Origin of the sequence: Novipirellula artificiosorum (assembly GCF_007860135.1) — a bacterium.
GTDB lineage: Bacteria > Planctomycetota > Planctomycetia > Pirellulales > Pirellulaceae > Novipirellula_A > Novipirellula_A artificiosorum.
Genome location: NZ_SJPV01000014.1, coordinates 37,240 through 50,199 on the forward strand (window position 1 = coordinate 37,240; position 12,960 = coordinate 50,199).

Consider the following 12,960-nt stretch of genomic DNA (forward strand, 5'->3'; position numbering starts at 1 on the left):
AGTATCTGCTTTACGAGAATTGAGCTTCTCGAATAGATGGCCTACTTGCCTGAGAGGCTGAGTCCCGACTTAAGCGAATCCTTGATTTCCTGAATACGCTCATCAATCTTCGCTTGGTCGACCTCGCCTTCCAGATACTCCTTCAGCTCCACCAATTTTTGCTTGGTCGTCGCCAAGGCATTGCTAACCGATTCAGGCAACTCGATGCCTTCCGCCTTGTTCTCAATCGACTGAATCAACTCCGCAACCGCCTTCTTGAGTTCCTCAGGCTTTTCCTTGAGGCTTTCCAGATTTCCAAGCTTGTCTTTCAATGGAGAAAGGAAAGCCATCGCCTTGTCACCCAGTCCCGACGCCATCTCCTCGCCCTCCTCCACAACTTTGCTGACGTCTTCTGCGATCGTATCGGACGCTTTCTCAGCGATTACCTCCGCTTCGTTCATCTTTTCCACGGCCTCCTGTTTTGAGCATCCGCTGCAAAGCATCGCCAGAGTGGCGCAGAGTCCAATTGAAACGGTTTGAAAACTAGCTGTCTTGTTCATCTTTCCAAAATCCCTCATGCATGAAGTGTGATCTTCGGGCAAGGCTGCCCAACGGCGTGGTATCCAATGATTGGATTCAAGCCAAGACTTATTGTACCCCCCCACGGCAAGCGCAAACGGTCTTTTTTCTCAGCGCGTTCAGAAAGATGTTAGACTGAATTCGGCAAGATCGAAAAGTGTATTGTGATCGGACAATCTTATCAGCCCAAATCCAGAAGGGCTTCCTCTGCATTTAACGGAGAAATTTAGTGAATATCACGGGATTAGTCGTTGCATTATTGATTGGCGCGGTCGCTGGTTTCCTGGCGGGCAAGATTGTCCGAGGTAGTGGCTTTGGGCTGGTTGGCGATATCATCGTTGGGATCTTGGGTGCCTTGGTCTTTGGTGCTCTGTTCGGCAGCTTCAATCTACTTCATTCGGCGATTTTGAATGAAATAGCGGGTGGAACGATCGGGGCCGTGATCCTGCTGTTCGTGATTCGGCTATTCAAGAAAGCAGCATAGATGGAGGCGTCCCGATTGCTGAAATGCAATTGCGGCTTTGCCACGCAGCGCGGCCGCACAAGCGTTGCGAATGCAGCTCTTTTTGCCTAAGCTACGTTCCAGAAACTCGGAGCGTGGCGGGCTGCCTTAGTGGTCTGTCCACTCCCACCAACCCGAAAATTGAAACTGGTCCAAACACGAGAGCATTTTGATCTTTAGCGTAGCCACCGTCGTCAGACGGTGGACCAGGTTCTGGCGAACGTGGCTACGTTTGGAGCTTACGTCATTGTTCAAAATGCTGCGAGGAATGTTAGCTGAGTCGTTTTTGCTCCCAACCCTGCAGCAGGTTGTTTCCTGTCGACTCGTGAACGGTAAACTTTTTCAACAAGGAATTTCTGCATGCCTCTCTTGAATCAATCTACCAAATGGCTCATTTGCGTTTCTCTCGGGGTCGCTTCGTGCTTCGCGGCTCCGCGCGTTTTTGCACAAGAAAAATCAGTCGTCAAAATGGACGATGCCGCAGCGAACTTACGTGCCGACCGAACCGAGACGTACTACCAATATTCCATCTGGGGCGCGTTTGTTAATCGTGTCTTCGAGGGTTTTCTTCCTGTGGAAGAACTGAAGCAGCAGGGAGATATTGGATTGGGATCATTTACGAAGCTCGATGGCGAGATGGTGATGCTCGATGGAGTGCCCTATAAGATTGATGAGACTGGAAAGGTATTCGTGCCGCCGAATGACGAGAAGTTGGTCTATGCCAATGCCGCCTACTTTGACGAAGATCAGAGTTTCCAGCTACCTGCGGTTTCAAACTTCGAGATGCTACGGGGCATCATTGGCGACCGGCTGCCATCCCGCAACTACTTTTACGCATTTAAGGTCACCGGGAATTTCAAGTCAATGAAGTGTGGTGGCTTGAGTCGCCAGGAACCTCCCTTCAAAGAGGGGTTGGACGTGCTGATTCCCGCTCGCCCGGTTTTCGATCGAGAAAACTTCAAAGGGACGATGGTGGGATTCTTCTGCCCGTCATTCATTGGCGACATCAACGTGGCTGGTTTCCATTTTCACTTCATCTCGGATGACAAACAGTTTGGAGGCCATGTCTTGGAGTTTGATGCAACGGACGTGACCGTCGCGTTTGACCAAATGGATGAATACAAATTTGCCTTGCCCAACTCCGAAGCCTATGAGCAAGTCAGCTTTGAAAAGTCCTTTCAGTACAAACAGAAGTAGCAGAAGGGTCCCGTCAAGGAAGGATCGTTTCCTGGGTTGGCACAAGTCGCACGGGGCCCATCAGCCCTGAGACGTGCAGCGGAACTTGTTTCCATGGTTTTCCAGGTGTGCCAGAGCGAGTGATATTGGTCCGCCCTATCCGTTGCTCGATTGGAAGCTGCGCGTCTCCGACAAGGCGGTTGGACCAAGTGTTCGCGACCTCAACGACGAGCTGATTTTTGCCGGGTTGGATCCATGCTGAGACGTCCAGCGAATAGGGTGGTTTCCACCTAACGGACCAGGCGTTGCCATTGATCCTGACGCGTCCAACGGTCCACACGTTTCCTAGGTCCAGCTGGATTCCGCGTCCCTCCGCCATCCACGAATCGGGAACATTGAAGCTCGTTTCATAGCGCGCGATGCCGGAATAGTATTTAATGCTTTGCTGGTTGAAGTCGGTCCAGGATTGGAGCTCCTCGACATCGATCGATTCGGGAGCTCCGCGACCGCTGAGAAATTTCAACTTCCAGGGCTGAGTCAGCTCGATGGCCTCAGGCAATCCCTCGACACTTGCTGACAGCTCTTGTCCATCGGATTTCGTGAACTGGTAGAAACCGTTCTGGTGCGAGATGAACCGCATCGGTTCACCGGGTGTGCCAAGCACTTCGACGCCTTCGGCGGCTACGGTGAGGTGTGGGTGTGGCGGACGGTCGCGAAAGACAACGAATAGACTGTCTTTCGCGTCGAGCGATAAGGGAACGTGCAGGACACGCTCATCTTGCTGATACACCCCGCAAGGCCGGATCTCACCCGAGTCCGGGAACCAAAACTCCGGTGCCTTACCGGTTACACGAAAGCTGGCTCGGACTCGCGCAGGTTCGGATTTCGTGTTGCGAACAAAATAGATGTCCGCGTCTGGAACCCGACGATGAATGTAGTCCAGCCGACAATCGTCGTGCTCGCCGACGAATTGAAAGTCCGGTGGTATGTTTCGTGCAAGCAAGATCTCACGTTCGGACGGTCCCCAATAAACGTGACCCTTGCCATAGCGAACATGCGTCACCGATTGACCGTTGCATGCTCCCCAAATTTCGTCCGCCAATCCTTTGACTTGTCGATCACGCCGTTGGTGATCGGTTAGTCCACCGGTGCGAATCGGCTTGGGACCGACGATGGTCGCCCCCTGGCGAACCAACTGCTCCACTTTGTGCAACACCGCCAAGTCGATCTCCTCTCGGTTGGGCAGCACCAAAATTTCGTACTGCATCCCATCAGGAAGCGTAATTCGACCGTTACTGACGGACATGCGAGAAAGCACCACTTCTGCACTGGCGACGTCATAGTCGTAACCGAGTCCGAGTGACGGGATGACGTGCTTGGGCGGTACGAAGTTCGATCCCTGGTCGCCATAGTAGTAGCACACGTCGCCTACAAAGAGTCCTTGCTGCAGCAGAAACGAGCAGCGTGACAGGTAATTCAGAAACGGCGCGGCCATCGGCCACCAAATCAGATTCGGCGTCAAGTGTGTTCCCGCACCGTAAACCCACCCCGGTTGTCCCGCTTCCGGGGGTTGATGCGAAGCGGTATGCCAAACAACATGATTCATCCCTTCACAAAAGGCTCGATCCGCCGAGGATTTCAGGAAATGGGGACCGCTGGCCCAGTGGTAGAAACCGGTGAACGCCTCCATGTGGACACGTCGATGCCCGTAGACATGGGCGGCACAGGCGGTCTCTTTGACGACCCAGAGACCGTTGCGCTGTGTCCGCCAAGGCCAGAACTCTCCTCTCATTTCATCGATCGCGCCGAGTGCCTGCAGCGCGTCCACCGGAACGTTGTGAGTCGGCGGCCCTGGCCCCCCCGCCTCGGCTTCGATCCCCAAACCCGCTTTTCTCGCGGTTGCACTGGCTGTTCGGTAATAGGCATCGACCAACAATTCGCCAAGCGTCTTCTCAAAGTCGTACAGAAATCGCTCGGTGTTGTCTTCGCTCTCAACAATGCAACCCGCGAACACCGGCAGATAGCGAGTCATGTCGTAGCCGCGATAGCGTTGGAATTGATTGAGAAAGTCAGCCGTCCATTTGGCACCGACGACTTCATAGCTCGGTAAGTACAACTGCTTGATTCCGGCTTCGCTGAGATTGCCTAAACGCTTTTCCAGTCGGTCGATCATCGTCTGAAGGAACGTGCGGGTCGCATCGGCGTTGAAGTGATCCGTTGCCAAGCCATCGGAGTTTGGGCTGGGGATCTTGAGTCGTTCGCCGGTGTTCGCGCAAACGAAACGCATGATCGTCCATTTCCCCTCGGGGACCGACCAAGAAAAACGACCCTCTGCGGAAAGGAGGTTTGTGACATCGATGATTTCGGATTTGTCGGGAATGATGATCGGGGGAGGCCCTGCGAACGACCAAATACCGTCCGGTCCTGATTTATCGCCATCGTGTAGGTTTGCTGCCGTCCATTGTCCGCCCGCAGCAGCTTCGGAACTGTAGGAAATCAATTCGGCTGGATCGCGTGTGGAGTCCGTCGACTTGGATCCGCCGATGTTGATGCCGTCGGTTGAGTAGATTTCGAACTCCGCCAACTGAACTTGATCCGTCGTGGGATGCTGTCCCTGAAGAAGGGTCAATCGAACGTAGCGGGCATCGGTCACGTCAAAATCAAACCGCTGTGGTTGCGTGTTTGGCAGCAACGATCCGGCAAGGATCTGATGAAATTCCGAACGTTTGGGGCGCGTCGTGCTGATGGCGACCGTAAAGTCCTTGCTGAAGCAATTTGTGTCTCCATCCTGATTGGGGGTGTCGGCTTCTGCGTTGTACAGCACCACGTGATCAATACGGTGGACGTCGCCGCGGGGCAGGCGAAAGACAAACTCGTGCCCAGGCAGCCGCGTGGTTTCCGGCACCGCCAAAACGGCCACGTCGCGGTAAAATGCAGGCTCCCCATCCTCTCGACGGGGGACTTGGGTGGGCAGTTCGGGGAATGGCAGCGCAGCGTTGAATTGGCGAGGGCCTTCGGTTCGTGTCTCGGTACGGTAGAGGGCCATACTGGCGTGTTCCGGTCTCACCCAAGGTCCGCCGAGGTCCCAACTGCTGGCGGCGGCCAATTGGACGTCCAGTCCATGTCGCCTTGCTGCCTCGGTCGCCTTCGCGATCGTCTCGACGGATTCCTCGCCCATGAACGCTGGACCGGCGGGAGGCAAGAAATCGGCATCCCCGCGCCCGCCCATGTCGAAAATGCACAGACCTCCCACGCCCTTGTCGGCGAACTCACGCAGCTCTTGATCGAAGTAGTCACGATTCGCATAGCCGTTCAGCCATAACCAATACGCCGAAGGCTTCGCCTGCCGCGGTGGATCCAAGAAACCGGACTCGAGTGCATTCGATCGCGAGGCGCTGTGCTGGGCATTTGCGGTGGATGACAGCATGCCAATTGCAAACAGACAGGCAACGAGGCATGTGCAACCTCGTCCGTGGCACCTCATCAGTCTTTGCTCCTACTTGAATTGTCGGGTGTCGTTACATGGTCAACAACCGATTGGGGTTCGTAGACCATTACATCGCCGCGTCGCGCCGCAGGTTCAATCTCCCAATCCACGAGCTTGCCATCCGTCACTTGGCCGCGAACAACGGTCTTGCCGGTCAAGTGCAGTTTGAACTGAGCGTCCCAGTTGGAGGGCCAAGCGGGAAGCAGAAGGATTTTACCGTTGGCTTCTTGAAGAAGCATCCGTTGCAGTGCCGTGCTACCAGAACCAAAGTGATCAAAGTCCGGACAGGAGTCAGGGCCTTCGCTTCCGTAGAGTGGAAAGCGACATAAGGGAGATGCGTGCGTGAACCGATGGACGAGGCCATCGCGTGCTTCCAATGCATTGCCCGCGAAGGCCCAGTGGATCTGGTCCTGGGTCCAGCACTTGTATCCAAATCGGTCTTTATTCGTTCGGTGTTGCATCGTCCAATCCACGATGTCCCTGGTGCCGAGTCCCAACCCGAAACGCCGGAAGGGGAAAACAGGATAGAGCAAACCGTTCTCCGAATTCTTCTTCATTTCCCAAGACTGAGCGGGCGCAATCGCGAGGCGACCGTCGATTTTTTGAAGGTGCACTTCAGGGATCTCTTTGCGAAAACGTGCCCACTGCCTTTGATCTTCCGAAGATCCCACGTTCATGGACAATAGTTCGTCCAAGCAGTGTTGCAATCCAGAAACGTCGGGAGCTGGGTTGACTGCGATCCACCACGTTTCGAGCACCATGGCAGGATCAATACGAAGCTTTCCTTCGAGATCGCGTCCGTAATGCTTGTCAAAAAACAGCAGGATCTCTCGGGCAAAGGGGGCCAACACTTCGTCTTGAAAAGTCTGGTCTCCGGAATACTTGACGTAGTCGATCATCATCGCCACCGTTTCAAGACCGCTGGTGAAGTAATAACTATGGTAATAGCCACTACCGTCATTGCCTCCCGGAGGCGTCTTCAGTGGTTTGTGCTCGACGTCGCTGCCATCCTTGCCACAATCACGTTCGCCTCCCGTTGGCTCCAAATTCTCGCGATAATAGGCACCGCCATGGCCGAACCAAGCGTGGGTGATGGCTCGGCGCATGGGAAGCATGTTCCAGTAGTAATCAAAGAACGGTTTCATCAAATCACCATCGCCACTCATCAACAACGGCCAATACAACAAGCGTTGGTTCTGGAACGTGAATCGTCGTCCCCAAAGCCGATCGTCTTCATGGCTGATCCATGCACCATCGTCCCGTTGTGTAGCGCGAAGTCGTGGCTTCTTGTCGTAACGTAGGGGCTGTGTGAACAGTCCTCCGTTGAACTTGGTTTGGATTCGTCCACGACTTTGACAGGCCATCAGGAATCGGAAGACGTTGTAGCTCTGCGCGACGATGGCGCCACGGTCGATCACTTTGCGCTGTGCCGAATACCCCTCGTGGCCGAGCAGGCCTCGCTGCTCCGCAGGTAGCGTGTTGTCGGTAATGGTGATCCAGCTGCGATCCCAGAATGCGGACCACCACTCGCAATGCGTCGCCCAATCCGTGTCGGAATCCCTCTGTTGGTCCGCCTGCTGTTGAATGGTTTCGACCCAATCCGATGGATCGGCTGTCTGTGTCGCAAGTGCATGGATACGAAGATCAAAAACCTGTCCGTCTCCGCACAACGCCCCATCGCTCAATTCTAAGTTCCGGCTTTCCAAAAGATTGCCAAAGGTATTGAAACGATACGGGTCGGGATACACCGATGCCATTTGCTCGACATCGTAGAATTTCAGTTCTGTCGGATAGACACTACGGTCACCGACCGAGAAGGACCAAAGAATACTTCCGTCCTGCTCGAGCCGTACATCTTGCGTTGGCGGATCGATCGGTTGCATCGTCTTGTTCCACTGACAGCCGTCGATTCGCTCCCACAAATCAGACTCTGCCCGAACCGAAACGGGATGCGGCGATTGGATCTGCACGTGATAGACCGGACGCATCGCGTCAGCCCAAATCCGAAGGTGGACCCCATCGGCTTCGATTCGGATCGATCCCGTTTCTAAATCCAGGACTTGTTGAAAGGGCTTTCCCTGCTCAAAAGGATTGGGGCGTAGCGTGACTTTGACTCGCCCGGTCTTAAACAAATCGCCGTTGTAGGTAAAGGCATCATTCTTCGACAGAAGCAGGTAGAGCTCACCGTCTTCAATGGCATAGACGCCCGCGGCAATGTCTCCGTTGCCAAGCGGCATTTGTCCAGTCGCATCCTCAGATGGACGGTCCCAAACCACATTGTATCGATCGATTTGCTCCGCATCGAGATTCGTCGGCAGCGCCATGCCAAAACCGCATAGAGCGACGAATGGAATAAGCCATTTCATTTGAAACACCCGTGAAGCATTCATGATGCCTAGACTTGAAAAGAGGGTCTATTCGTGGAGCCTTGCTGCTTCACCCACCACCTTCAGCACCCAGGCATGCTGACAAGGTTTTTGCTTGGGAAGTTCAACATGCAGCCCCTCTCGGTCACAGTTCCATGTCAATGCCGTTGTCGAACCGAGCAAGTCCACAGCAGCGATCGGTGAAGCCGTGCGTCCACGAGCAAGTTGTTTGAGTACGACCTTGCCATCCGCTGGCCATTCAAGCAGCACCGCGTACAGCACGTCGTCTTTACGAGTGAACCGGACCGTGTCTCCCTTGCGCGAGTCATCAGCCGTTGGGAGCGCATCGGCCACTTCCTCGGGTCCGGGGCCAAAAGCATCGGCGCCAGCGTCGGGATCGAATTGGGCGGTTGGATTCCACAGCCGGGTCGCATAAACCGCTTCGCCGTTCATCGCCAACCATTGGCCAATTTCACGAAGTCGCTCTGCGCTGGGGCCCGGGATAATCCCTTTTGCATCCGGCCCGACATTTAACAGAAAATTCCCCCCTTTGCTTGCGATGTCCACGAGCTTATGAATGAGGTCTTCGGTCGTTTTCCATTTGTGATCATAACTCTTGTAGCCCCAGGTTCCGTTCAAGGTCATGCAGGTTTCCCAGTCATAGTCCAGTCCTGCAGCGGGGATTTTTTGCTCGGGAGTTCCGTAGTCACCATCTTCTTTTTTTCGTTTGCCAATCCGATTGTTAACGATGATTGCCGGATTCAGCGAACGCACGTACTGCATCAAATCGCGACCATCCTGTTGAGTCCACCAGGGCACCCATTCGCCATCAAAGAACAGCACTTCGACGTGATAATCCTGGATCAACTCCTTTAGCTGCGCCTTCATGTCCGCGATGTACGCATCCTTCATTCCTGGACGTATGCGATTGAACCGATAAGCATTGCGTTCTTCTCGCTGCGGATCGTTCTCCTGGGCGGGGTGATGCCAATCCAGTTGCGAGTAGTAGACGCCGAAGTGAACGCCCTGTTTCTGACACGCTTCTGACAGTTTTTTGAGCGGATCGCGATCAAACGGAGTTGATTTGACAATGTTGTAATCGCTGACGGCTGAGTCATACATCGAAAAGCCATCATGGTGTTTGGACGTGATGACCAAGTACTTCATGCCTGCCTCGCGAGCCAATCGGACCCACGCTTCCGCATCGAAGTCGACGGGGTTGAACTGCGCCGCATAGGGTTCGTACTGCTCTCGGGATAACAAAGCATCACACTGGATCCACTCGGATCCGTGGCTGGCGTCGACGATCTGGCCATTGTGCACACCGGCCGGGACGGCATAGAAACCCCAGTGAATAAACATGCCGAATCGAGCCTCACGCCACCATTGCATGCGAGCATCTCGCTCTGCGGACGTCTCGGCCACCTGTTCATTGTCGAGCGAGAGGGACGTGTTGCAGGAAATCAGAACGGAGAACATGGCAAGAATCGCCACGACGTTTCTTCGGTTCGCTGTGCTTTGCATAGTTGGTCCAGTGCTTTGCATGGTTGGTCCAAATCGAGGGCGGTGAGTCATCATAGCAGAACTTCAATGCCAAGTGAGTCGCTGAGATTCAGCTTTGCTTTCGCCAAGACTCGACGGGACGAATCGCTCGGCTGGGACTCGTTAGTGACCAACGCAGCTCGCCACTTTCCTTGGACAATGAAGCAACCATTCTACTCCACGTCTGCGTTCGCGTGTAGTCTTATTGCTCGGTGGGGATCAAAACTGCTTCGCTGGACATCGCCACCTTGTGGGCCATTTTCCGTAGTTTTCCGAATCAATCTCGGACTCTGCGGCAGGCACTAGTCGCCGGTACTTCATGTGCAAAACCGGCGGCTAGCGCCTTGCCGCTCATCTATTCTCGCTTTTCAATTGGGGAATGCTGCGTTACCGCTTCAGCGATCGAAACAGCGAGCGAGTTTTTTTGTCAACGTTCGCTGTGCGTAAGTTCTACAAGACGCGGTTTTCGCGGAGCGCATGGCGATACGCAATGACCACCCGTTGCAGCGCTGCGACTTAGGTTTTTTTGCCAGAAAGGTAGTTATGAAACGTCCTCTGCTTGATTGTCTCGATGATGCCGGTCTGCGCGATAACACCGTCTTGATTTACATGGGAGACAACGGTTTTGAATTAGGCGAGCATGGGTTTTATGACAAACGAGATGCTTTCGAGCACTCCATACGCGTTCCGATGATCGCCCGCGCGCCGGGGCGAATTGCGGCTGGAACGGTCATCGATGCGATGGTCCAAAACATCGACATCGCGCCGACCCTCTTGGACTTGGCAGAAGTCGAGGCAACGGAAGCGTCAAAGTTTGATGGGCAGTCGATGCGTCGACTCTGGCAAAAAGGAAATGGCCATCGCGACACGCAGTCCACGCGTCCTTGGCGTGATCACATCTAGTACGAGTACCATTGGGAATGGAATTTCCCGGCCACACCCACAACGCTGGCGATTCGTACTGACCGTTTCAAGTACATTTACTACCACGGTGTTTAGGACCTGAACGGCTTCTATGATTTGCAAACCGACCCACATGAACGACACAATTTGATCGACGTGCCGGCCTATCGCGAACAGATTGACGCACTGCAGCAGCGTCTCTTCGATGAACTGGAAGCTTCGGGCGGCTTGACGCTCCCCTTGCGCCCACCGACCGGAGAACGACTCGGTCAGCGAAAACGCGCGCGTTAGTCCATTCTCAGCACGGACTTCGAGCCGAGAACAGCCTGTTGACGACAAAACAGTGCGTTTTCACAAACCTTGCCGATTATGCCGGATGTGAATGTCTGTACGGTTACTTTGCTCTTAACGATCCTGCGGCGCCGATGCCTACCCGAGGAGTCTGCATTATTCACTCGTGCCCAGGGTTCATTTTGCTTCGATACTTGCCATTTTCTCGCAAGTCTGCAATCCGAGATAGGCATCTCGTCGATCGAGTACGCGCCAACTTGGAAACCTTCCGTACGCTGTCAAGCCAATCGCTGGTCCGTGAAACCGACAGGCTGCGTGGAGAAGTCAGGCGAGTAGATCGTAAGAACGTGCGATGGTTCAGCAGCAGTTTGCGAGAACGCAAATACGGCGTGAAACACGACGTGATCCTCGATGCGATCGCATTGATCGCCGAAGCCGTTCACCGCGTCTCCGGTAAGTCCTACTACGACGTGCAACTGCTTGCCGGCTGGAAGCTTTGCCAAGGAACGATCGCCGAGATTCAAACTGGCGAAGGCAAAACGTTGATCACCGCTATCCCCGCGTTTGTGTTCGCACTGGCCGGTCGCGGCGTGCACGTTGCCACCACCAACGACTATCTCTCTCGCCGGGATTTCGAAACCAATCGTCCCGCGTTTCGATTGCTCGGTATGACGACCTCGCACTTGGACACCGGTCAAGACGACAACCTCAAACGCGCCGCTTATGCCTGCGACATCACCTATGGGCCGGGGTATGAATACGGCTTCGACTACCTGCGTGACCAAATTCAACGTCGCAAGTCGGATCGACAACCACTCGGGGATCGCTTCGTGCAACAAATGCACGGCCATCGCTTCGAGAGCGCCAAGCCCGTTCAGCGTCGATGCGCTTTTGCAATCATCGACGAGGCCGACAGTGTATTGATCGACGAAGCCAACACGCCGTTGGTGCTTGGCGGGCAAGAACCAGGACCGCAGACGGACCCCGAACTCTACCGGATCGCCAATCAGTTCGCCGCTTCTTTATCCGCCCACACTGACTACGAGAAACTCGCAGGTGGCATCGTCCAGCTCACGGAGGCGGGCACCGGTCTGGCTCGTGCCGCGTTCGAAAAACTGCCACGCAGAAAGATGTCGCGATCATGGAGTGTGCTCGTTCAAAACGCTTTGAAAGCTCACATCGGTTTTACTCGGGACGTGGACTACGTTGTGCAAGATGGCGAGGTGAGAATCGTCGATGTCAACACAGGCCGTATCCACAAGGAACGCCGTTGGCAAAGTGGACTGCACCAAGCCATTGAGGTTGCATGTGGCCTAACGCCATCTGTGGAAACGATCACACAAGCTCGGATCACGCGGCAACGCTACTGCCAATACTATCAACAACTCTGTGGTCTTACCGGTACAGCTGGTGACAACGCGATCGACTTTCGCACATTCTACGGTCTCGACGTTGCTGTCGTTGAAACGCATCGACCGTGCCAACGCAAGGTTTTGGCGTCTCGCTACTTCGCCAACCGCGATGACAAACACCGCTACCTCGTCATCGATGCTGTCGGTCGGTCCAATCGCGGTCAGCCCGTCTTGGTAGGGACGCGATCGATTCGCGAAAGCCATGCGATCGCCGAGGCGTTTCGTTCGCACGGATCCACATCGCATGCAATACTCAACGGCGTCCAAGACGAACAGGAAGCCCACGTGATTGGGCGTGCAGGCCGCCACGGTGCGATCACGATTGCAACGAACATGGCGGGACGCGGTACCGACATCGCAATCGGTGATCGAGCGAGAGCGTGTGGTGGCTTGCACGTGATCGCGGCCGAGCATCATGAATCATCGCGAGTCGATCGACAATTGGCTGGTCGCGCGGCTCGCCAAGGTGATCCCGGATCCGTGCAGTTCCTGACCTCGGCCGATGACAAACTGATCCACGATCACGATGACGGCTTGGCAGACAGACTGCGTCGGATCAAACAGATTGAAGGCGTGAACGAATCGAGTTTGGACGCCGCGATTGGCCGATTGCAAAAGTCAATTGAGCAAAAGCGGTTTCGGTCGCGTCAAACGATGGTCGCACGAGACGCGTGGCTAGAGAAGATTCAGAACACGTTAGCCAAGACAGGATAGCGCAATGAA

General features: G+C 54.6%; 9 protein-coding genes. 5 read left to right on the top strand and 4 right to left on the bottom strand.

Translation table 11 applies throughout. The annotated features are described in order from the left end of the window. Positions 1–41: 41 nt before the first annotated feature. Positions 42–539, bottom strand: a complete 498-nt coding sequence (locus tag Poly41_RS27585; protein ID WP_146530603.1) for a hypothetical protein — start codon at positions 537–539, stop codon at positions 42–44. A 248-nt stretch (positions 540–787) separates the two neighbouring features. Here Poly41_RS27585 and Poly41_RS27590 point away from each other — a divergent pair, with 248 nt between their 5' ends. Both Poly41_RS27590 and budA read left to right on the top strand, forming a co-directional pair. Beyond that, positions 788–1,042: a GlsB/YeaQ/YmgE family stress response membrane protein gene (locus tag Poly41_RS27590; RefSeq protein ID WP_146530604.1), complete on the top strand. Its 255-nt coding sequence runs from the start codon at positions 788–790 to the stop codon at positions 1,040–1,042. A gap of 378 nt (positions 1,043–1,420) precedes the next feature. Continuing rightward, a complete protein-coding gene (gene budA / locus Poly41_RS27595; RefSeq protein WP_146530605.1) occupies positions 1,421–2,257 on the top strand; it encodes an acetolactate decarboxylase in 837 nt (278 codons plus the stop codon). Positions 2,258–2,270: 13 nt separating this feature from the next. On the opposite strand, the gene Poly41_RS27600 is transcribed toward budA, so the two are convergent. Genes Poly41_RS27600 through Poly41_RS27610 form a run of 3 tightly spaced genes read right to left on the bottom strand, consistent with a single transcriptional unit; the run spans position 2,271 to position 9,613 of the window. Further along, on the bottom strand, positions 2,271–5,663 hold the full coding sequence (locus Poly41_RS27600; protein WP_197231693.1) for a glycosyl hydrolase: 3,393 nt from the start codon (positions 5,661–5,663) through the stop codon (positions 2,271–2,273). A gap of 56 nt (positions 5,664–5,719) precedes the next feature. Then, complete coding sequence (locus tag Poly41_RS27605; protein WP_197231694.1) at positions 5,720–8,113, bottom strand: DUF5703 domain-containing protein; 2,394 nt, start codon at positions 8,111–8,113, stop codon at positions 5,720–5,722. 24 nt (positions 8,114–8,137) lie between these two features. Then, positions 8,138–9,613, bottom strand: a complete 1,476-nt coding sequence (locus tag Poly41_RS27610) for an alpha-L-fucosidase (RefSeq protein WP_197231695.1) — start codon at positions 9,611–9,613, stop codon at positions 8,138–8,140. A 561-nt stretch (positions 9,614–10,174) separates the two neighbouring features. Here Poly41_RS27610 and Poly41_RS34440 point away from each other — a divergent pair. From Poly41_RS34440 to Poly41_RS27620, 3 genes are all read left to right on the top strand, one after another. Then, positions 10,175–10,534: a sulfatase/phosphatase domain-containing protein gene (locus Poly41_RS34440; protein ID WP_197231696.1), complete on the top strand. Its 360-nt coding sequence runs from the start codon at positions 10,175–10,177 to the stop codon at positions 10,532–10,534. A gap of 117 nt (positions 10,535–10,651) precedes the next feature. Beyond that, a complete protein-coding gene (locus tag Poly41_RS34445) occupies positions 10,652–10,825 on the top strand; it encodes a hypothetical protein (protein ID WP_197231697.1) in 174 nt (57 codons plus the stop codon). Between the two features lie 134 nt (positions 10,826–10,959). Next, complete coding sequence (locus Poly41_RS27620) at positions 10,960–12,951, top strand: preprotein translocase subunit SecA (RefSeq protein ID WP_261344920.1); 1,992 nt, start codon at positions 10,960–10,962, stop codon at positions 12,949–12,951. Positions 12,952–12,960 lie beyond the last annotated feature (9 nt).

Coding starts and splice junctions, on each gene's coding strand:
- Poly41_RS27600 (WP_197231693.1), bottom strand. CDS start 5,663: ATGCTGTCATCCACCGCAAATGCCCAGCACAGCGCCTCGCGATCGAAT.
- Poly41_RS27620 (WP_261344920.1), top strand. CDS start 10,960: ATGCCTACCCGAGGAGTCTGCATTATTCACTCGTGCCCAGGGTTCATT.
- budA (WP_146530605.1), top strand. CDS start 1,421: ATGCCTCTCTTGAATCAATCTACCAAATGGCTCATTTGCGTTTCTCTC.
- Poly41_RS27610 (WP_197231695.1), bottom strand. CDS start 9,613: ATGCAAAGCACAGCGAACCGAAGAAACGTCGTGGCGATTCTTGCCATG.
- Poly41_RS27605 (WP_197231694.1), bottom strand. CDS start 8,113: ATGAATGCTTCACGGGTGTTTCAAATGAAATGGCTTATTCCATTCGTC.
- Poly41_RS34440 (WP_197231696.1), top strand. CDS start 10,175: ATGAAACGTCCTCTGCTTGATTGTCTCGATGATGCCGGTCTGCGCGAT.
- Poly41_RS27585 (WP_146530603.1), bottom strand. CDS start 539: ATGAACAAGACAGCTAGTTTTCAAACCGTTTCAATTGGACTCTGCGCC.